Annotated in this window: 20 protein-coding genes and 2 tRNA genes; 11 read left to right on the forward strand and 11 right to left on the reverse strand. The window is 66.2% G+C overall.

Annotated features, from left to right (window positions below; translation table 11 throughout):
• The first annotated feature begins 26 nt into the window (after window positions 1-26).
• Window positions 27-1019 carry a porphobilinogen synthase gene (gene hemB, locus QFZ54_RS02775; protein ID WP_307084207.1) on the forward strand — a complete coding sequence of 331 codons (993 nt, stop codon included), beginning with the start codon at window positions 27-29 and terminating at the stop codon, window positions 1017-1019.
• Entirely contained in the window at window positions 1012-3252 is a 2241-nt protein-coding gene (locus QFZ54_RS02780; protein ID WP_307084209.1) for a spermidine synthase, read from the forward strand. The genes hemB and QFZ54_RS02780 overlap by 8 nt, the downstream gene beginning before the upstream one ends.
• A gap of 8 nt (window positions 3253-3260) precedes the next feature.
• Here QFZ54_RS02780 and QFZ54_RS02785 read toward each other — a convergent pair whose 3' ends face one another.
• Window positions 3261-3770, reverse strand: a complete 510-nt coding sequence (locus tag QFZ54_RS02785; RefSeq protein WP_307084211.1) for a hypothetical protein — start codon at window positions 3768-3770, stop codon at window positions 3261-3263.
• A gap of 94 nt (window positions 3771-3864) precedes the next feature.
• On the opposite strand from QFZ54_RS02785, the gene QFZ54_RS02790 reads away from it, so the two are divergent.
• From QFZ54_RS02790 to QFZ54_RS02800, 3 genes are all read left to right on the forward strand, one after another.
• A tRNA-Arg gene (locus tag QFZ54_RS02790) sits at window positions 3865-3941 on the forward strand.
• A 50-nt stretch (window positions 3942-3991) separates the two neighbouring features.
• A tRNA-Arg gene (locus tag QFZ54_RS02795) sits at window positions 3992-4068 on the forward strand.
• 141 nt (window positions 4069-4209) lie between these two features.
• Window positions 4210-5157, forward strand: a complete 948-nt coding sequence (locus tag QFZ54_RS02800; protein WP_307084213.1) for an alpha/beta fold hydrolase — start codon at window positions 4210-4212, stop codon at window positions 5155-5157.
• Between the two features lie 239 nt (window positions 5158-5396).
• On the opposite strand, the gene QFZ54_RS02805 is transcribed toward QFZ54_RS02800, so the two are convergent.
• From QFZ54_RS02805 to yaaA, 5 genes are all read right to left on the reverse strand, one after another.
• Window positions 5397-5747: a DUF952 domain-containing protein gene (locus tag QFZ54_RS02805; protein WP_307084214.1), complete on the reverse strand. Its 351-nt coding sequence runs from the start codon at window positions 5745-5747 to the stop codon at window positions 5397-5399.
• A complete protein-coding gene (gyrA, locus tag QFZ54_RS02810; protein ID WP_307084216.1) occupies window positions 5744-8524 on the reverse strand; it encodes a DNA gyrase subunit A in 2781 nt (926 codons plus the stop codon). Before gyrA ends, QFZ54_RS02805 begins: the two co-directional genes overlap by 4 nt.
• Window positions 8525-8645: 121 nt before the next feature.
• On the reverse strand, window positions 8646-8924 hold the full coding sequence (locus QFZ54_RS02815; protein WP_307084217.1) for a hypothetical protein: 279 nt from the start codon (window positions 8922-8924) through the stop codon (window positions 8646-8648).
• Window positions 8925-9198: 274 nt separating this feature from the next.
• The gene (locus tag QFZ54_RS02820; RefSeq protein WP_307084219.1) at window positions 9199-9885 is read right to left on the reverse strand and encodes an SDR family NAD(P)-dependent oxidoreductase; all 687 of its coding nucleotides are present in this window, start codon (window positions 9883-9885) and stop codon (window positions 9199-9201) included.
• Window positions 9882-10631 carry a peroxide stress protein YaaA gene (yaaA, locus tag QFZ54_RS02825; RefSeq protein ID WP_307084221.1) on the reverse strand — a complete coding sequence of 250 codons (750 nt, stop codon included), beginning with the start codon at window positions 10629-10631 and terminating at the stop codon, window positions 9882-9884. The genes QFZ54_RS02820 and yaaA overlap by 4 nt, the downstream gene beginning before the upstream one ends.
• Before the next feature lie 163 nt (window positions 10632-10794).
• Here yaaA and QFZ54_RS02830 point away from each other — a divergent pair, with 163 nt between their 5' ends.
• Window positions 10795-12087: a hypothetical protein gene (locus tag QFZ54_RS02830; protein ID WP_307084223.1), complete on the forward strand. Its 1293-nt coding sequence runs from the start codon at window positions 10795-10797 to the stop codon at window positions 12085-12087.
• A gap of 228 nt (window positions 12088-12315) precedes the next feature.
• On the opposite strand, the gene QFZ54_RS02835 is transcribed toward QFZ54_RS02830, so the two are convergent.
• Window positions 12316-12783 carry an Lrp/AsnC family transcriptional regulator gene (locus tag QFZ54_RS02835; RefSeq protein WP_055880606.1) on the reverse strand — a complete coding sequence of 156 codons (468 nt, stop codon included), beginning with the start codon at window positions 12781-12783 and terminating at the stop codon, window positions 12316-12318.
• Between the two features lie 197 nt (window positions 12784-12980).
• Between QFZ54_RS02835 and QFZ54_RS02840 the strand changes: the two genes are divergently transcribed.
• From QFZ54_RS02840 to QFZ54_RS02850, 3 genes are all read left to right on the forward strand, one after another.
• Window positions 12981-14849, forward strand: coding sequence for a sensor histidine kinase (locus tag QFZ54_RS02840; RefSeq protein ID WP_307084228.1), 1869 nt, complete (start codon window positions 12981-12983; stop codon window positions 14847-14849).
• 204 nt (window positions 14850-15053) lie between these two features.
• Window positions 15054-15308, forward strand: coding sequence for a hypothetical protein (locus QFZ54_RS02845; RefSeq protein ID WP_307084229.1), 255 nt, complete (start codon window positions 15054-15056; stop codon window positions 15306-15308).
• 108 nt (window positions 15309-15416) lie between these two features.
• Complete coding sequence (locus tag QFZ54_RS02850) at window positions 15417-15830, forward strand: hypothetical protein (RefSeq protein WP_307084230.1); 414 nt, start codon at window positions 15417-15419, stop codon at window positions 15828-15830.
• A gap of 442 nt (window positions 15831-16272) precedes the next feature.
• On the opposite strand, the gene rpsI is transcribed toward QFZ54_RS02850, so the two are convergent.
• The 3 genes from rpsI to QFZ54_RS02865 all read right to left on the reverse strand — a co-directional run bounded on the left by rpsI (window position 16273) and on the right by QFZ54_RS02865 (window position 18502).
• Window positions 16273-16830 carry a 30S ribosomal protein S9 gene (rpsI, locus tag QFZ54_RS02855; RefSeq protein ID WP_082443995.1) on the reverse strand — a complete coding sequence of 186 codons (558 nt, stop codon included), beginning with the start codon at window positions 16828-16830 and terminating at the stop codon, window positions 16273-16275.
• Entirely contained in the window at window positions 16830-17309 is a 480-nt protein-coding gene (rplM, locus tag QFZ54_RS02860) for a 50S ribosomal protein L13 (protein ID WP_060524218.1), read from the reverse strand. The genes rpsI and rplM overlap by 1 nt, the downstream gene beginning before the upstream one ends.
• 125 nt (window positions 17310-17434) lie before the next feature.
• Complete coding sequence (locus QFZ54_RS02865) at window positions 17435-18502, reverse strand: COX15/CtaA family protein (RefSeq protein WP_307089236.1); 1068 nt, start codon at window positions 18500-18502, stop codon at window positions 17435-17437.
• A gap of 266 nt (window positions 18503-18768) precedes the next feature.
• Between QFZ54_RS02865 and QFZ54_RS02870 the strand changes: the two genes are divergently transcribed.
• Both QFZ54_RS02870 and QFZ54_RS02875 read left to right on the forward strand, forming a co-directional pair.
• Complete coding sequence (locus tag QFZ54_RS02870; protein WP_307084235.1) at window positions 18769-19152, forward strand: MerC domain-containing protein; 384 nt, start codon at window positions 18769-18771, stop codon at window positions 19150-19152.
• A gap of 41 nt (window positions 19153-19193) precedes the next feature.
• The gene (locus QFZ54_RS02875) at window positions 19194-19661 is read left to right on the forward strand and encodes a Fur family transcriptional regulator (RefSeq protein WP_187503499.1); all 468 of its coding nucleotides are present in this window, start codon (window positions 19194-19196) and stop codon (window positions 19659-19661) included.
• 141 nt (window positions 19662-19802) lie between these two features.
• On the opposite strand, the gene QFZ54_RS02880 is transcribed toward QFZ54_RS02875, so the two are convergent.
• A complete protein-coding gene (locus QFZ54_RS02880; protein WP_307084237.1) occupies window positions 19803-20333 on the reverse strand; it encodes a GNAT family N-acetyltransferase in 531 nt (176 codons plus the stop codon).
• Window positions 20334-20412 lie beyond the last annotated feature (79 nt).

Genomic DNA, 20412 nt, shown 5'->3' on the forward strand with positions numbered 1-20412 from the left:
GCCACGCATCCCGCAAAGCCGCCTGCATGACCGCAAGCTATCCCGCGCTTCGCCTCCGTCGCACCCGCGCCTCCGCCTGGAGCCGCCGCCTCCATGCCGAGACCGTGCTGACCCCCGCCGACCTGATCTGGCCGCTGTTCGTCACCGAGGGAGCCGGCGTCGAGCAACCGATCGCCAGCCTGCCAGGCGTGTCGCGCTGGTCGGTCGACGGCATCGTCGCGCGGGGCCGCGAAGCGCGCGATCTCGGCATCCCGTGCATCGCGCTGTTCCCGTACACGCAGGTCGAGCGTCGGACGGAGGATGGCCGCGAGGCACTCAATCCCGACAATCTGATGTGCCAGGCGATCCGTGCGCTGAAGGATGCGGTGCCGGAGGTCGGCGTGCTGACCGACGTCGCGCTCGATCCCTACACCAGCCACGGCCATGACGGGCTGGTCGACGCGGCGGGCTATGTTGTCAACGACACGACTGCCGAGATGCTGGTGGCGCAGGCGCTCAATCAGGCGAATGCGGGTGCCGACATCATCGCCCCGTCGGACATGATGGACGGCCGGATCGGCATGATCCGCGATGCGCTCGAGGCGGACTCGCACCACAACGTCCAGATCATGTCCTACGCCGCCAAATATGCGAGCGCGTTCTACGGCCCGTTCCGCGACGCGGTCGGCTCGCGCGGGCTGCTGAAGGGCGACAAGAAGACCTACCAGATGGACAATGCCAACGCCGAGGAAGCGCTGCGCGAGGTCGCGATGGACCTTGCGGAGGGTGCCGACACTGTGATGGTCAAGCCCGGCCTGCCGTATCTCGACATCATCGTCCGCGTCCGCCAGGCGTTCGAGGTTCCGGTGTTCGCCTACCAGGTGTCGGGCGAGTACGCGATGATCGAGCACGCGGTCGCGGCCGGCGCGGCGGAGCGCGACGTGATGGTCCTGGAAACGCTGATGTCGTTCAAGCGCGCCGGTTGCTCGGGCGTGCTGACCTACCACGCGGCACATGCGGCGAAATTGCTGAATGGCTGACACGGTCGGCGCGGACGCCAAGCCGCTGATGGCGCGCTGGTGCCGGACGATGTTCGTGGCGACGATCCTGACGGGGTCGTTCCTGCTGTTCCTCGTCCAGCCGATGGTGGCGCGGATGGCGTTGCCGCGGCTCGGTGGCGCGCCGGCGGTGTGGAACTCGGCGATGCTGGTGTACCAGGCGTTGCTGCTCGCGGGCTATGCGTATGCGCATTGGCTTGGGCGGGTCAGGCCGCGGGCTCAGGCGGCTATCCACCTCGGCGTGCTGATCGTCGCGGCGTTGTGGTTGCCGATCGGGTTGATCGCGATGGACCTGCCGGCGGACGCGCTCCCCGCCTTGTGGGTGCCGTGGCTGCTCGGGCTGTCGATCGGACCGTTGTTCTTCGCGGTCTCCGCGCAGGCGCCGCTGATCCAGCGCTGGTTCAGCGCGGCGAGTGGCGGCGGTGATCCCTACGCGCTGTATGCCGCGTCCAATCTTGGCAGTTTCGCGGGGCTGATCGCCTATCCCTTGCTGGTCGAGCCGCTGATGGCGGTGCACGGGCAGAGCCTGTTGTGGAGCGGCGGGTATCTGCTGCTGATCGTGCTGGTGCTCGCCTGCGCCACCCGCCTGCCGAAGACTGCGGCGGTCGATCATGTCGCGGCAACCAGCGCGCCGCCGGGTGCCAGGCGGATCGCGCACTGGATCGCGCTGGCGCTCGTGCCGTCGGGAATGATGCTCGCGACGTCGACCTATATCACCACCGATATCGTCGCGATGCCGTTGCTGTGGGTGATCCCGCTCGGGCTGTACCTGCTGAGCTTCAGCGTGGCGTTCGCGAACGACCGCTGGCTCGCCGACCTGCTGACGCGGATCGCGCCGATCACGATCCTGCTGTTCGGCGGGATCATCATGGGTGGGGTGAGCGAACGGCCGTTCTTCAGCGCGGGAATCGCGCTGGTGCTGCTGTTCATGATCTCCGTCGCGCTGCACACCGCGCTGTATCGCAAGCGGCCGGTGCCCGATCGGCTGACCGGGTTCTATCTGGCAATGTCGGCTGGGGGAGCGCTCGGTGGCGTGTTCGCCGCGCTGATCGCGCCGGTGGTGTTCGACTGGACGTATGAATATCCGCTGCTGATCCTCGCGGCGGGTGCGCTGGTGCCGCAGATGTATCTGTTCGGGCGGTTCCGCGCGCTCTGGATGGGCAAGGGGTCTGCGAAACACGTCGCGCTGCTGGCGATCGTCGGTGCGATGCTCGTTCTCATTGGCTTGCGGATCAGCAACCCGGACGGCCTGTTCGGCGAAAACAGCCAAGGTCTTGGTTTCCTCGTGATTGCAGCGATCGGGTTCGTCGCGATCGGTGCGCGGCGGCCGTACATGGTCGTGCTGGCGGGCGCGCTCGTATTGTTCGGCGGGTACCGGTCGCTCGAGTTCTCGCTCGATCCGGGGGCGCGGGTGCGTAGCTATTTCGGCGTCTATACCGTGCGCAATACGCCGGGGCCGAATGGCGGCGTGCGCGAGCTCGATCACGGGACGACGGTGCACGGCATCCAGTTGCGGGGGTCAGCCGAGCGTGAGCGGACGCCGACCACCTATTACGCCGCCGGTTCGGGCGTCGGGCAGGCGATGCTCGCCGCGCCGGCCTTATACGGTCCGCAGGCCAGGATCGGCGTAGTCGGCCTCGGGACGGGGACGCTATCCTGCTACGCGCGGCCGGGCCAGCGCTGGCGTTTCTACGAGATCGACCCGGCGGTGGTACGGATCGCGCGCGATACGGGGCAGTTCACCTATCTGTCGCGCTGCCTGCCCAAGTCCGAGATCCGGATGGGCGACGCGCGGATCGCACTCGCGCACGATGCGCCCGACAGCCTCGACCTGCTCGCGCTCGATGCGTTCTCGTCGGATTCGGTGCCGATGCACCTGATGACGCGCGAGGCGTTCGCGACCTATGGCCGCGTGCTGTCCCGCAACGGCCTGTTGCTGGCCCATATCTCCAACCGGTTCATCGATCTCGAACCGGTGATCGCGGCGGCGGCGCAGGAGGGCGGCTGGATTGCGGTCGAACTGAAATATCGCCCGTCGAGCTTGCTCGTCGATCGCGCGTCGGCGTCGGACTGGGTGGCGTTGTCGCGTGACCCGCGTGCGATCGCAGCGTTGCGGTCGGGCGATCCCAAATGGGCGCAGCTGGTGCCGCGTAAGGACTTTACCGCGTGGACCGACGATTATTCGACGATCCTGCCGTTGTTGAAGGGGTTCTAGCCTCTCGATCAGGCGGCCGGCAGGCTCGCCTGGATGCGTGCGATCGTGGCGCCCTGGCGATCGTTCTCGGCCTGCGCCTTGTCGCGGATTACGGTCAGCGCCGGATATTCGGCTTGCAGCTTGGCGGCGCGGTCGGTGGCGCGTTGCTCGACGTCGGTCACCAGCGCCGACGATTGCGCGCGCCAGTCGTCGAGCCCGGCCAGCGCGGTCTGCGCGGCCAGCCAAGCGTCGCTGCCGACCGCAGCGCCGCGTGCAGTCCGGGCCAGCACCTCCGCCTTGGCTGCATCGCGCGTGAACCCGGTGCTGATGGCATCGAGTTTGCCGGCGATCGCCACGATGTCCGTGTCGAGTGCCGGGTCGGGCGTCGCGACCGCCGTTTTCACCTCGGGCTCCGCGAACCCGAGCTTCTCCACCGGGCGCAGTCCAAGCGACGGATAGGCGGTGGTATCCTTGCTGCACGCCGCCACCGCGAGCAGGGCGAACAGCGACAGCGAGCGGAGCGAGAAGGCGAGTTTCATGTTCGCCGCTCTATGCGTCCACGCCCTCCGACACAACTTTCTCGCGGCAAACCCTTGCGCCCCCGAAAATGCCTGCTATCAGCGCCCCTCCAGTGCACCCATAGCTCAGCTGGATAGAGCATCAGACTACGAATCTGAGGGTCGGGCGTTCGAATCGCTCTGGGTGCACCAGGATTTTCCGCTTCACGGCGGGCTTGTCGAACCGGACACGGGACGGCGATGCACCCATAGCTCAGCTGGATAGAGCATCAGACTACGAATCTGAGGGTCGGGCGTTCGAATCGCTCTGGGTGCACCATTCTTCTTATCATCGGGCGTCGAGGCAACGGGCCATGCGGTCTCGCGATCGGTCGGTCGCGTTCATCCGCCTGCGCGACTGCGACTGCGACTTTGGACACGGCGGCGCGTTCAGCGCACTATGGACTTGAAGGAGATGGCGATGAGGCGGACGGGCAAGGGATTGATCGGCGGGGCGCTGCTGGCGGCGGTATCCGGGATCGGGCTGTCGCTTTATTCGAGCCGCGTCGCGCGGAAGGCCGAGGAGCTGGTGCCCGCGGAGGGTCGCTTCCTCGACGTCGCGGGCGCGCGGCTGCATTATATCGATGTCGGATCCGGTCCGACGATCGTCATGGTCCACGGCCTCGGCGGACAGTTGCGCAACTTCAGCTATGCGCTCGTCGACCTGTTGAAGGACGACTACCGCGTGATCGTCGTCGATCGGCCGGGCTCGGGCTACTCGACCGCGACGGGGGCAATGCCGGGGATCATCGGGCAGGGCGCGATCATCGCCGACTTCATCCAGAAGCTCGGGCTCGATCGGCCGTTGCTGGTGGGGCATTCGCTGGGCGGTGCGCTCAGTCTCGCGGTCGGGCTCGATCATCCGCACCTGGTCCGCGCTTTGGCGCTGATCGCGCCGCTGACGCAGCCGCTGGAACAGGTGCCCGAGAGCTTCCGTGGGCTGGCCAGGATCCCGTCGGGCGCGCGTCTGGCGTTCGCGCAGGTGCTGGGTACCCCGCTGAGCCGGTTGACCGCGAAGAAGACGCTTGAGGGCGTGTTTGCGCCAGAGGCCGTGCCGGAGGATTTCGTGACGCGGGGCGGCGGCGCACTGTCGGCGCGGCCGATCGCGATCGCGGCGGCGGCGGCGGATCTGGCCGGGGCTAACGACGATGTGAGGGCGATGGTCGCGCGGTATGCTGAGATCGGCTTGCCGGTGCGGATTTTGTTCGGGCGGCAGGATGCGATTCTCGATCCTGCGTGGAATGGGCACCGGACTGCGGCGGTTATTCCGGGGGCTAAGATCGACACGATCGAGGGCGGGCACATGATCCCGATCACCGCGCCTGAGGCTTGTGCGCGGTTTGTGCGGGCTGCGTTCGCCGCTGGGTGAGGTTCGCAACGAGTTGACCTGAACACCAAGCACCTCCCCGGCGAAGGCCGGGGCCCAGGTGGAAAGGTTGAGGTAACGAAGCGCTCCCCTCCGTTAGCAGCGCTCCCCACCTGGGCCCCGGCCTTCGCCGGGGTGGTGTTGGAAGCGGCCATCTGCTGCCAACTTGCGCGTTCTTGTTCTCCCGCGAAGGCGGGAGCCCAGACCGGACTCCCGCCTTCGCGGGAGAACAAGGAAGCAGGTTACCCCGCGACGGGCAGCTTCACCTTGCCCGCATCATCGCGCTCCAGCGGCCCGTAGGACAGCACCGTCTCCAGCAGCAACGGCCCGCCATAGACGTGCGGGAACAGCTGTCCCCCACGCGACTCTTCCCACTTCACGTCGTCGCCAATCGCTTCGAGATCGATCGCCGCAACATGCAGGTCCGACTGGCCGGCGAAGTGCTTGTCGACCGTCTCCGTCAGCTGCTCCGCGGTCGAGAGGTGGATATACCCATCGGCCACATCCACCGGCGCGCCCGCGAAGCTCCCGCTCTCCAAGGTCGCCAGCTGCTCCCCCGTCAGCACCTTGTAGGCGATCGGATCGCGGCTCATTCGCCGTCCTCCGGGCCAGCCGCCGTGTCTTCGCCGATCGTCGCACCGGTGTCGGGTGCGATCTCCGGGGTCGCGTCGGCCAGGTTGACCTCGGCGTCTTCCTCGGTTTCCTCGATCCGTGCGGCCGAGACGACATGTTCGCCCTTCGCCACGTCGAACAGCTTCACACCGGCCGAATTGCGGCTGATGACGCGAAGCGACGCCAGCGTCGTGCGGATCAGCTTGGCCTGGTTGGTGACCAGCATCAGCTGATGGCCCTTCGCCGCCGCGAAGCTCGCCACCACCGGGCCGTTACGCGCGATGTTGTCGATGTTGGTGATGCCCTGACCACCACGACCCGTGCGCCGGTAATCATAGGCGCTCGACAGCTTGCCATAGCCGTTCTCGCAGACCGTCAGGATGAACTGTTCGCGGTCCTTCAGATCGTTGTAGCGCTCGTCGCCCATCCCGTGATCGCCCTCGCGCTCGCCCTTCCAGGGTGCGAACTTGAGGTACGTCTCGCGCTCGTCGGGCGTCGCGCCGACACGGTGGAGAACCGACAGCGAGATCACCTCGTCGTCGTTCTTCAGGGTGATGCCGCGCACGCCGGTCGAGGTGCGGCTCTGGAACTCGCGGACGTCGTCGCCGGCAAAACGGATCGCCTTTCCGCACTTGGTCGCGAGCAGCACGTCGTCATGCTCGCTGAGCAGCGCAACGCCGATCAGCTTGTCCTCCGAAGCCTCCCCATTTTCACCGGGCTCGAAGCGCATCGCGATCTTGCCGTTCGACGGCACGTTGGTGAACGCATCCATCGCGTTGCGGCGCACGAGCCCGCGCTGCGTCGCGAACATCACGTGCAGGCGGCTCCACTCGCTGAGGTCCTCCGGCAGCGGGAGCACGGTCGAGATCGTCTCGCCCGGCGCCAGCGGCAGCAGATTGATCATCGGCCGACCGCGCGTGGCCGGGCCACCCTCGGGAAGGCGCCAGACCTTGTAGCGATACACCTTGCCGAGGTTCGAGAAGAACAGCACCGGGGTGTGCGTCGAGGTGACGAACAGCTCGGTGACGACGTCCTCGTCCTTCGTCGACATGCCCGCGCGACCCTTGCCGCCGCGGGCCTGCGCGCGGAACGTGTCGAGGCTGGTGCGCTTGATATAGCCCTGCATGGTCACGGTCACGACCATGTCCTCGCGCTCGATCAGGTCCTCGTCGTCGATGCCGTTGGCGGCGGCGGCGATCTCGGAGCGGCGCGGCGTGGCGAATTCGTCGCGGATCGCGATCAGCTCGCCGCGCATCACTTCGTACAGCTTCGCCCGGTCGCCGAGAATGTGGAGCAGCTCGCCGATCGTCGCGGCGAGCGCCTTCAGCTCGTCGCCGATCTCGTCGCGGCCCAGCAGCGTAAGGCGGTGCAGGCGGAGATCGAGGATCGCGCGGACCTGCGGCTCGGACAGCTTGTAGATGCCCTCCTGCTGCTTGTCCTCGACCGCCTCGACCAGCGCGATGTACGGCGCGATCTCCTCCACCGGCCATTCGCGGGCGAGCAATTTGCCGCGTGCTTCCGCCGGGCTCGACGAGCCGCGGATGATCTTGACGACCTCGTCGAGGTTGGTGACCGCGATGACGAGGCCGAGCAACAGGTGCGCGCGCTCGCGTGCCTTGGCCAGTTCGAATTTAGACCGCCGCGTGATGACTTGTTCGCGGAAGGTGATGAACGCGCCGATGATGTCGCGCAAGTTGAGCAGCTCGGGACGGCCGCCGCGGATCGCCAGCATGTTGGCGGGGAAGCTCGACTGCGCGGGCGTGTGCCGCCAGAGCTGGTTGAGCACCACGTCGACGGTCGCGTCGCGCTTCAGGTCGATGACGATGCGCACGCCCATCCGGCTCGATTCGTCGCGAATGTCGCTGACGCCTTCGATCCGCTTGTCCTTGGCGGCTTCGGCGATCTTCTCGACCAGGCCGTTCTTGCCGGTCTGGAACGGGATCTCGGTAAGGACGATCGAGCGACGGTCGCCCTTGCCCTCCTCGACGATGTGGCGCGAGCGGACGATAATCGAGCCGCGGCCGGTCTCGTACGCCGACTTGGCGCCCGCGCGGCCGAGGATGATCGCGCCGGTCGGGAAGTCGGGGCCGGGGACGATCTCGAACAATTCCTCCGTCGTGATCGCGCCATTGTCCATGTACGCGAGGCACGCGTCGATGACTTCGCCGAGATTGTGTGGCGGAATGTTGGTCGCCATGCCGACCGCGATGCCGCCCGCGCCGTTGACCAGCAGGTTCGGGAACCGCGCCGGCAACACCGAAGGCTCGCGCTCCGAGCCGTCATAGTTGGGCGTGAAGTCGACCGTATCCTTGTCGAGATCGCCGAGCAGCGCATTCGCCACCTTGCCGAGGCGCGCCTCGGTGTAGCGCATCGCCGCGGGCGGATCGGGATCCATCGAGCCGAAGTTGCCCTGGCCGTCGATCAGCGGCACGCGCATCGACCAGTCCTGGGTCATGCGGGCCAACGCATCGTAGATCGAGCTGTCGCCGTGCGGATGGTATTTACCCATCACGTCACCGACGATGCGCGCGGACTTGCGATACGGCTTGCCGGCGACGAAGCCGCTCTCATGCGCGCCGTACAGTATGCGGCGATGGACGGGCTTCAGGCCGTCGCGGACGTCGGGCAGCGCGCGCGCGACGATGACGCTCATCGCATAGTCGAGATAGCTCGACTTCATCTCGTCGACGATCGAGATCGTGGCGATGCCGGCGGGCTCGCCGCCCTGGGGTTCGGCGAGGATAGTCTCGTCGGTCAAATCTGAACGCTTTCGGCTTGTTGCGGTGTTGTGACACACCTTAGCCGAGGGGGGGGCACCTTACTACCCCCGCGCACGCGTACGCACGCGAGAGAGAAGGGTTTCATCGTTAATTTGCGGGTTATTTGCAGGCGGTCTTGGTCTTGTTGCCAGCGAGCGAACAATCATAGGTGACGGTCTTGCCGTTCGCGAGCTTTGCGCTGACCATGCGGCCTTTCTTGACGGTCGTAGTGTGCTTGGCGACCCTGGTGTTGCCGGTCGGCGTGGTGGTCTTCGTCGTGGGGGTGTGCGTCGCGACGGTTTTGGGCTGGACGGTCTTGGCTGGCGTCGCGGCGATCGCAGCGCCGCCGGACAGAAGCGCGCTACCAGCGAGGATCGCGAGGGGGAGGGACTTGGTCATGGGGGTATCCTCTCTGCTTCGGCCTTGGTGGACGATGAGCAGAGCATGCGCCGGGGGACCTGACCGCCCTATGGCGGATGGGTGAAATCGGCGTCATGGAGGACCCTCACTTCTTACCCAAGCCCCAGCCTTCCAAGAAAGAAGGCCCTCACTTCTTACCCCTCCCTGGAAGGGAGGGGCAGGGGGTGGGTCGGCTTCCGCATTGGCGAGCTGTAGCGATCTGCAACCGGCCGACCCACCCCGAACCCCTCCCTTCCAGGGAGGGGAGCAGAAGTTACGGCGTTACCTCTACCCCGTCCCAAGCGAACAGCTTCCCGCTGTCCGGCGCCCGCAGACCATCGATCACGTCGAGCAACTGCACCGCCGCGCGGTCGGCCTTGAACAGGTTGCCCGGCGTCACATTCCCCTGGAACGGCTTCGACAGCCCGGTGTCCACGGTCCCCGGATGCAGCCCCACCACGATCCCGCTCGAATTGCGCCGTTTGTCCTCGATCGAAATCGTTCTCACCAACTGGTTCAGCGCCGCTTTCGACGCCCGATACCCGTACCAGCCCCCCAGCTTGTTATCGCCGATGCTCCCAACCCGCGCCGAGAGAACCGCAAACACGATCCGCCCCGCCTTCGGTGTCACCGGCAAGAAATGCTTCGCCACCAGCGCCGGCCCGATTGCGTTGATCGCGAAGTTGCGCGCCATCCACACCGGATCGAGCTCGCGCATCGCCTTCTCGGGACCCTTGTCGCCGTCGTGCAGCAATCCCGTCGCGACGATCACCAGCGTCGGCGACCCGACACGCGCAGCCGCCGCCGCAATGCTCGCCTCGTCCTCCAGATCGAGATGCCGGTCGCCGCTTTCCGATCGCGCGAACCCGTAGACCTTGTCGAACGCGCCTTCCTCGATCAGCGCCTCCTCCATCGCCTTGCCGATGCCGCCCGAGGCACCGATGACGACAGCGCTGCTCACTTGCGCACGAACCGGAACTGCGCGTCGCTGCTGCCCGCGGCGTCATACGCATAGCCGTCGCTGTCGAAGCCCTTGATGCCCTCGATGTCGTCGACGCGCTGCTCGACCAGCCACCGCGCGACCATCCCGCGGGCCTTCTTCGCGTGGAAGCTGACGAACTTCTCCGCCTCTCCTTCGCGGAAATCGATCGCGACGACGCGTATGGAGGAGGGCAGCTTGCCGTCAGCCGCCGCCCAATATTCCTGGCTGGCGAGGTTGAGGATCGTCCCCGATCCCTCCGCCTCGACGTCGTCCGCGAGCAGCTTGGCGATCCGATCGCCCCACCAGTCGGTCAGCTTCGTCTTCCGCGGCGCCCAACGCGTGCCCATCTCAAGCCGGTAAGGCCGCATCAGGTCGAGCGGTCGCAGCAGCCCGTACAAGCCCGACAACATCCGCACATGATCCTGCGCATAATCCACCGCCGCCTCGTCGAGCGTCTTCGCCTCCAGCCCGGTATAGACGTCGCCGGCGAACGCGAACATCGCCGGCCGCTCGGGCAGCGTATCGAAATCGCGGAATCGGTCCGCGTTCAGCTTCGCCAGCGCCGGCGATATATGCATCAGCTCCGACAGCTTCTTCTGCGTCAGGTGCGCGGCGGCGTGCGCCAGCGTCTTCGCCTCGTCGGCAAACCGCGGCGCGGTCGGCTCGAGCTTGGGCAGCGCGCTCTCGTAATCGAGCGTCTTGGCGGGCGATAGGACAGCGATCATCGCCGCGATCTAGCGACGGCCGGGGGCGCGTTCAATCGACGTTCACGCGCAATCTCACATCGGCGGGATCCAAGCCGCTCGCTTGAACGTATGCATGGCGGATCATATAGCGACGTCGCGCGCCACTTACGTAAGCGGGCCGACGCAGAGGGAGAGTTTCCGCATGAAGACCATTTCCAAGCTTGCACTGATTGCGGCGTTCGCCACCGGCACGAGCGGCCTTGCGCTGTCGGCGCCTGCGTTCGCTAAGGACAAGAAGACCGATGCGGCGCCGGCAATGAAGCTGAGCCCCGAAGTCCAGAAGCCCGGCATCGCCGCGCAGACCGCGCTGACCGCCAAGGATTACGCCGGCGCACAGACCGCGATCGATCAGATCGATGCCGCCGCGAAGACCGATTACGAGAAGTATATCGGCGCCGCGCTCCGCTATCAGCTCGAGAACGAGAAGCTGGTCGCCGCGCAGACCGCCAACCCGAACGCACCAATGAACGAGACGACGCTCGCAAAGCCGCTCGACGCGCTGATCGCCAACCCGGCGACGCCGGCCGCCGATCGCGGCCGCTACGCCTATCGCCGCGGCGCGCTCGCGTTCAACGGCAAGCAGTATCCGATCGCACTTCAGTATTTCGCCAAGGCGAAGGAGCTCGGCTACAACGATCCGAACCTGCCGCTGCAGATCATCAAGGCGAAGATGGACAGCGGCGACGTCGCCGGTGCGACCGCCGACCTGGATGCCAGCATCGCGCAGATGACCGCATCGGGCCAGAAGGCGCCGGAGGAATATTACCGCTATGCCGTCGCAAAGTCGTACGCGGCAAAGCGTAATGCCGATACGATGGCGTGGCTGAAGAAGTGGATCACCGCGTATCCGACCGCGAAGAACTGGCGTGACGTGCTGATCCTGTCGGGCATCCAGGCTAACGCGCTGATCCCGCTCGACGAGGCGCAGAAGGTCGATGTGTTCCGCCTGATGCGTGCGACCAACGCACTCGCCGACCAGACCGACTATCTGCAATATGCCGACAGCGTGAACCGTCGCGGCCTGCCGAGCGAAGCGCAGGCGGTGATCAAGGAAGGCCTGGCGCAGGGCAAGATCCCGGCGTCGAACACGATGGCCAAGGGTCTGCTGGCGGATGCGAACAAGAACATCGCCAACGATGGTCCGTTGTCCGGTCTCGAGAAGCGCGCTGCGGCCGCGCCCAACGGCAAGCTTGCCGCCGGTACGGCCGATGCGTATCTCGGCCAGAACAACTACGCGAAGTCGATCGAGCTGTATCGCCTGGCGCTGACCAAGGGCGGTGTCGATGCCGACGACGTGAACCTGCACATGGGCATCGCGCTCGCGCGGTCGGGTGACAAGGCCGGCGCCGCGACGGCGTTCTCCGCGGTCAAGGCGTCGCCAAAGGCCGATGTCGCCGGTCTGTGGACGACCTGGCTCGGCGCGCCGGCTGTATAAGCTAGGGCGTCTCGAACCGTTTTCGTTTGTAGCTACGACCGCCAAGTGCGGCGTCCGAACTCCCCTCCCTGAAAGGGAGGGGCAGGTGGTGGGTAGGCCGGCTCGTGCCACGAAGGTCTGAACCCAGCGGAACCCGACCCACCCCCAACCCCTCCCTTCCAGGGAGGGGCGAAGGTTAGCCCAACCCCTCAATCTTCCGCCGCAAAGGGGAGGATCGAGAAGCGAAGACTAATCCACCACCACCGGGATCCCCGACAGCGCCTTGGCCGTCCGGATCGTCAGCGACGTCTTCACGCTCGCAACGTTCGGCGCAGGCGTCAAGTGGGTCGTCAGGATCTCCTGGAAGCTCTTCAAATCCGCCGCGACGATCTTCAGGATGAAGTCGATCTCGCCGTTGAGCATGTGGCATTCGCGAATTTCGGGAATGTCGGCGATGTGATGCTCGAACGCGGCGAGGTCGTGCTCGGCCTGGCTGCGTAGCGACACCATCGCGAACACGGTGATCGGGAAGCCCAGGCGGCTGGCGTCGAGATCGGCGTGATAGCCGCGAATGGCCCCCGCTTCCTCGAGCGCGCGGACACGGCGAAGGCAAGGCGGGGCGGTAAGCCCCACCTGGTCGGCCAGGTCGACATTGGTCATCCGACCGTCGGCCTGCAACAGCGACAGGATCTGGCGATCGATCCGGTCAAAACTCATTTCACGCAACTCCCGATAGGCATCGCAAACCAAGCGATTCATTCCTCATAGCCATAAGATTGTTGCGGTGAAACGCAATTGTCCCACAATGCGACGAAGGCGTTTGCACACCAAAATGGGTTGTTCCTTCGGATTATCGGGCGCGTTAAGGAATCGGTACGGAGTGCGTGCTAAGCCCGCGGAAGCCGGGGAACGATGTGCGGTTCGACGATAGCCTGAAGACGATCCTTGCCGCCGACATGGCCACCGATTTCGGTGCGCAATCGGCATGGCGGCAGTTGGTCGACCTGATGGGTCGTGGTCGGGCAGTGGTCGACGAACCTGCCATCGCGCGGTTGCGCCTGCTGCGTCTGGCGGTGCCGGTCGAGGTCCGTGCCGCGAGTGCGCGCGCCCTCGCGTTTGCGAAGCCGGATGCGCGCCTCGTCGGGTTCTTCGCGGAGGACGCGCTGGTGATCGCCGCACCCGTGTTGCGAACAGCGACGCTCGAGCCCGACGAATGGCTTGCCCTCCTGCCGCGACTGACGCCGCAGAGCCGCTCCGTCCTGCGTCACCGTCGTGACCTGCCGGCAGAGGTCCAGCGCGGGCTGCTAAACTTCGGCCCGACCGACTTCGTTTTACCGAAACCCGAAACGCCGGTCGAGATGGCGATCGCCGAGACCGAACCGGTCGAGCCGATCGCCCCCGAGTCGATCGTCGCTCAGCCGATCGCCCCCGCGCCGGCGCCGATCGAACAGGCGCCAGTCCGCGATGAACCGGTCGAAGAGCTTCCCGAGCTGTCCCTCTACGCCGCGCCGCTCAGCGAAACCCCGTTCCTGACGCTCGGCGCGGTTGCGCGCGGGCTGCCGTTCGTGGCCGAGGCATTCCGCCACGCCGAGCTCGCCGAGACCGAGCCGACCGTCATCGAGCCGGCTGGACCGCCGCCTGCCGACCGGTTCGAGATCTCCGACCTCGTCGCGCGGATCGAGGCGTTCAATCGCGATCGCACGATGGAGGCCGCTACGCCGACGCCCGCGGTTGCCGAAGTCGAGGGCTTCCGCTTCGAAACCGACGCGCAGGGTATCATCCGCATGGTCGACGGCGTCGCGCGTTCGGCACTGGTCGGCGTGTCGCTCGCCTATGCGGCGCAACAGGGCGAGGCGCAGCTCGACGGCGTCGCCGCGGGGGCGTTCCGTCGCCGCTCGCGGTTCAGCGATGCGCGACTCGAAGTCGGCGGACTGTCCGATGCGTTCGGATCGTGGCGGCTGTCGGGCGTGCCCGCGTTCGAACACGCGTCGGGCCGCTTCATCGGCTTCCGTGGAACGGGACGCCGCCCGCGCCCCGACGAGACCGCGGCGCCCGCCAAACCCGCATCCTCGCCGGTCTCCGATTCGCTCCGCCAGCTCGTCCACGAACTGCGCACGCCGACCAACGCGATCGCGGGGTTCGCGGAGCTGATCGAGACGCAGTTGCTCGGCCCCGTGTCGCCGACCTACCGCGAGCGTGCCACTGCGATCCGCACGCAGGCCGGCGACCTGCTCTCCGCGATCGACGATCTCGATACCGCGGCGCGAATCGAGGGTCGGGCGCTAGACCTGCGACCGACGACGGTGCCGGTTCGCCCGCTGCTCGACCGCGTTACGCGCGATCTGGCGCCGCTGGCCTCGCTGCGTGGCACTAGCCTCAACGTCGCGATGCCGGCGGGCGATTGCGAGGTCCTCGGCGACGACCGCGCTGTCGAACGACTGGTCGGCCGCCTGCTCGCTGCCTTGGTCTCGGCCGGCCGGAACGGCGAACATCTCGGCATCGTCGTCCGCCCCGTTGCCGACACCGTTGCCCACACCGTGACGATCGAGTTCGACCGCCCCGCCGCGCTTGCCGCCTATGCGACCAATGTCCTGCTGAGCATCGACGCCGAGCAGGAGGGCGACGGCGCGCCACTGCTGGGCACGGGTTTCGCGCTCCGTCTTGCCCAGAACCTCGCGGTCGAACTTGGCGGCGTGCTCACGATCGGGCTGGACCGCCTGACCCTTCAACTTCCCGCCGCGAATATGGTGGATGTGGAGCCGATAGCCGACGAACACCGGTGACGTATCGCCCCCCCGCGCCCGACCGACGCGCAGCGCGTCGTCTGGCTCGAAGATTTCGGCACCCACTTCACCGTCTTCGTCGACGTCGAAGAGGAATTCGACTGGACCGCCCCCCTCGACCGCCACAACCGCGCGGCCACTACGATAGCGGCCTTTCCCCACGCGCACCGCCGGTTCGCCGACCGCGGCGTCGCACTGACCTGGATGGTCGACTATCCGATCGCTACCGACCCGGCGTCGGTCGAGATCCTTGCGCATGTCTTGGAGGACGGGCGGTCCGAGATCGGCACGCAGCTCCACGCCTGGGTCAATCCACCGTTCGCGGACGGCGCGCCGCCGGGATCGAGCTATGCCGGCAACCTGCCCCGCATATCGGAAGCCGCCAAGCTCGAGACGCTGACGCGGGCAATCACGGCAGCGTTCGGTAGTGTGCCACGCGTCTATCGCGCCGGGCGCTAAGGCCTCGGCCCCAACAGTTTCGCGCTGCTTGCGGGGCTCGGCTACCGGATCGATAGCTCGGTCCGCCCCGGCTACGATTACCGGGCGGATGGCGGCCCCGATTTTACGATGGCGGACGCCGGCGCCTATCGGTTGGGCGGTATCTTAGAACTGCCACTGACCACCGTCTTCACGGGCCACGCGCGTCGCGCTGGCCCGCGCCTGTACCGGGCGCTCGGACGCATTCCAAAGGGTAGGAGCCTGTTCGCCCGCGCCCGCCTTTTATCCCGGATTGCACTGACGCCAGAGGACATGCCAATCGTCGATGCCCTTGAGGCCGTCGCGGTAGCGGCTGGCGAGGGGGTGAGGCTGCTCAACCTGTCGTTCCACTTGCCGTCCTTGGCACCGGGCCACACCCCTTACGTACGCGACGCCGCGGATCTGAAGCGCTTCCATGACTGGTGGACCATCATGCTCGACGAATTCAACCGTCGCGGCATCCGCAACGCCTCGCTTGACGAGATCGTCGTGGCGTTGGGGTGAGGCTCTGCCGAAGCCGGTGAGACAATCGGCGCTGCTTTGATACAGATAGAGTGTTTCCCCGCGAAGGCGGGGACCCAGACTGGGCTCCCGCCTTCGCGGGAGACCATGAAGCATGCGCGAGACTAAGAGCTTGAAGCGATGTCGGCCTGTCGGGCCGATCGACGAACTCGATTGCCGTGGTGTCCGCATCCGCAATGCCTCGTCCGCAACGCGCTCCCCTCCCTGGAAGGGAGGGGCAGGGGGTGGGTCGGTTTCCGCATATTCGACCGCTTGAGGCTCAAGCTGGCCGACCCACCCCCAACCCTTCCCTTTCACGGAGGGGAGATCGTTGCGCTTCGGGGCAGCTACCCGGACGATCTATTTCCTTCAGGATTAACCCAAAACCAGAAAGGGCGGCCCGTTGCCGGACCGCCCTTCTGATAAGCAGATACTGAAAGCGAGATTAGCGCTTCGAGAACTGGAAGCTACGACGGGCCTTCGCCTTGCCGTACTTCTTGCGCTCGACGACGCGGCTGTCGCGGGTCAGGAAGCCTGCTGCCTTCACCGATGCGCGCAGCACCGGCTCAAAGCGGGTCAGCGCCTGGCTGATGCCGTGCTTGACCGCGCCGGCCTGGCCCGAAAGGCCACCACCCTTGACGGTGCAGACGACGTCGTACTGACCTTCGCGCTCGGTGATGCCGAACACCTGGTTGATGACGAGACGCAGCGTCGGACGTGCGAAATACACTTCCTGGTCACGACCGTTGATCGTGATCTTGCCAGTGCCGGGCTTGACCCAGACGCGGGCGACGGCGTCCTTACGACGGCCGGTCGCGTAAGCGCGGCCCTGCTTGTCGAGGATCTGCTCGCGCAGCGGCATCGGCTCGCGCACGGGCTCGTTCGAGACCGGTGCGGCGAGATCGCCTTCGCTGGTCGGCAGAGCCTGCTCGGCGGGGGCAGCCGGCGCGGGCTGGTTGGTCAGGCTCGCGAGATCGGCGAGCGACTGGCGGTTGTCGGACATTATGCGCCCACCTTGTTCTTGCGGTTCATGCTGCCGATGTCGAGCACGGCAGGGTTCTGTGCCTCGTGCGGATGCTCGGTACCCTTGAAGATACGCAGGTTGCGCATCTGCTCACGACCCAGCGGGCCGCGCGGGATCATGCGCTCGACGGCCTTTTCGAGAACGCGCTCCGGGAAGCGGCCGTCGAGGACCTTGGCGGCAGTGATGCCCTTGATGCCGCCGGCGTAACCGGTGTGCTTGTAATAGATCTTCTTCGCGGCCTTGTTGCCGGTGAAGCGGATCTTGTCGGCGTTGATCACGACGACGTTGTCACCGCAATCGACATGCGGGGTGAACGACACCTTGTGCTTGCCGCGCAGGACGTTGGCGATGATCGATGCGGCACGACCGACTACGAGACCTTCCGCGTCGACTATATGCCACTGCTTTTCCACCTCAGCCGGCTTCGCCGACTTGGTGGTCTTCATGAGCGCCTTCATGGGCGTTAGACCTTCCAGATTGAATGCAAGCGCACCAAGGGAAGGATCCCGCAGCGCGAATGCCGGCCTAATGCTGAAAGGGGGGCTTCAAGTCAAGCTTTCCGCCGGTTTCCTGACGGGTATTATTATACCCGCTGCTTCAGGCCCCGTTGATTCAGGCGGGGTGCCGTACCTACGGCGTGGGCGGCAAACATTGCGGCAATCAGGAGCAGGGCGGAATTGCCCTGGTGGGCGACCGCGACGTCGATCTGCACGCCGGTCATCAGCGTTGCGATCCCAAGCATGATCTGGAGCGTGACGAGTCCGACCACGTAAAATCCCGCGCTGCTACCGGTCTTGGTCGCCTTGATCGCCAGCCAGATCAGCCCGGCGGCGGCGGCGAACGCGAACCAGCGGTGGATGAACTGCACCACGATCGGGTTGTCGACCGCGTTGCTCCAGGCGGGGTTCACCATCGGCACGTCGGCGGGGAACAGCCCGTCGCCCATCAGCGGCCAGCTTGCGAACGCATAGCCGGCATCGAGCCCGGCGGTGAACGCGCCATAGACGAGCTGGACGAACAGCAGCGCCAGCGCGAGGATCGCCACGGGCGCGAGGCGGGCAGGGGCGGCGAGCGGATTGCGGTGCAGCGCCATCAGGTCGAGCGCGGTCCACACGATCCCCGCGAGGATCGTCAGCGCGGTGAGCAGATGCACGGCGAGCCGGATATGGCTGACGTCGGTCCGGACTGACAGGCCCGACGCGACCATCCACCAGCCGATCGCACCCTGGAACGCGCCGAGCGCCAGCAGCGCCGACAAGCGCCAGCCGTATCCGAACGGGATACGCTTGCGCACCGCGAACCAGATCAGCGGAACCGCGAAGGCGAGCCCGATCAGTCGGCCCCAGAGCCGGTGCAGATATTCCCAGAAGAAGATCGCCTTGAACCCGCCGAGCGTCATGTCCGCGTTGAACGCGGCATATTCGGGGATGCGCTTGTAAGCGTCGAACTCGGCCTGCCACTGCGCGTCGTTGAGCGGCGGGATGATCCCGCTGATCGGCTTCCACTGCGTGATCGACAGCCCCGACTCGGTCAGCCGGGTGATCCCGCCGATGACGACCATCGCGACGATCAGCGCCGCCACCGCGTAAAGCCACAGGGCGACCGCACGAGGACGGGCTTTGGTGAGAAAGGCGGCGCTGGGTTGAAGCATGGCGCTGAGATAGTGCTTTGCGCTGCTTGGCGCCATCGCTTCGTGGTGAGGCATTGCTTCATGTTGTTGGCGGAGGTTCGGGCGCCGGGACCTAGAGCCACGCTTCTCTTCCTTGTTCTCCCGCGAAGGCGGGAGTCCAGCCTGGGCTCCCGCCTTCGCGGGAGAACAAGGAAGAGGGAATGCCGCTTCAAAATCCGCCACATCGCCAAGAAATTAAAGGATGTAATGTTGTATCCTTTCAACCGTCCGTCTATATCCAACGAACGATGACGCCCTCGGCCAGCCATACCCACCGCTTCGCCGGTCTCGATCGCTATGCGATCGGGCTGTCGGGCCTGTGCATGGTGCACTGCCTGGCGACGTCGGTGCTGGTCGCACTGATGTCGACCGCGAGCGGGTTTCTGCTCGATCCGATCTTCCACGAGGTCGGCCTGACGATTGCGATCGGCCTCGGTGCGCTGGCGCTCGGCCGTGGCGTGCTCAATCACGGCTATATGATGCCCGCCGCGATGGGCGCGCTCGGGCTCGGCATCATGGCCGGCGCGATGACGCTGCCGCACGACAGCGGCGGCGGCGAGACGTTGTGGACGATCGTCGGCGTCGGCCTGCTCGCCTTCGGTCACGATCTCAACCGCCGCGCCGACAGTTGAGCGGGTTGCTGGAACCCCTCCGGCATCCTACTTCATCCAGCATGGCGCACGCTCACAACCACACCGAACCGCAAGGCGCCGATCTTACCATCGCAGCGCAGACGACGCTGGAAAAGGCCGGCGAGCAATGGACGTCGATGCGCGCGAGCGTGTTCGCGGCGCTGGCGAGTTTCGAGAAACCCGCCTCCGCCTACGATATCGCCGAAGCCGTTTCGAAATCCGAAGGCCGCCGGGTGGCAGCGAACAGCGTGTACCGCATCCTCGACCTGTTCGTCGGCGCGAACCTCGCGCGGCGGGTCGAAAGCGCCAACGCCTATGTCGCCAACGCGCACCCCGATTGCCTGCACGACTGCATCTTTCTGGTCTGCGACTCGTGCGGCCAGACCACGCATCTCGACAACGACACGATCACTAAAGGCGTTCGCAACGCGGCGGAGGCAGCAGGTTTCTCCCCGGTGCGCCCGGTCATCGAGGTCCGCGGCCGTTGTGCGGAGTGCGAGGCGAAGTAGGGCTTACCCCGGTTTCAGTCCGTCCCTCCCTGGAAGGGAGGGGTAGGGGTGGGTCGGTGGGCTTTGGCCAGCATCGCCTGATACGGAAGGCGACCCACCCCCAACCCCTCCCTTTCAGGGAGGGGGACAGAAGGGAAGATGTTAGCCCAGATCCTTCCCCATCCGGATCATTGGTACCGGCACGTCCCCCGGCGTCTCGATTCGCTCGATCGGCCGATACCCGCACGCCCGGTACAGCGGCTCCCCCGCCAGCGTCGCCATCATCTCCGCCCGCGCAAACGCCGCCTGACGCGCCGCCGCCTCACAAACCGACAGCACCAACCTCCCGACACCCCGCCTGACGAAATCCGGATCGGTATACATAGCCCGGATCCGCGCCGCATCGCGCGCCGGGTCCAGCAGAGCCGCATCACGCAGTGCCGTACTATGGTCGCCGCCATAGAGTGTCGCCCGCCGGCTCCACCCGCCACATCCGGCCAGCCGCCCGTCCGCCTCCACCAGCAGATACGTCCCGTCCGCGATCAGCTGCGTATCCAGCCCCATCACCGCGCGGCTTGCCTCGACCTGCGCCGGCGTGAGAAAATCCCCCTGCAACGCGCCGATCGCCCGCGCCATCAGCGCCGCGATCGCGGGGATATCCGCCTCGACGGCAACACGGTGCGTAAAGTTCATAATTGTGCACTTCCCGAGCGATTTCAGCGCGAATGCTACGTCAAGACACGGTAACAATCGACACGATACCCGCGCTGCA

The organism is Sphingomonas faeni, from assembly GCF_030817315.1.
GTDB classification, from domain to species: Bacteria; Pseudomonadota; Alphaproteobacteria; order Sphingomonadales; family Sphingomonadaceae; genus Sphingomonas; species Sphingomonas faeni_C.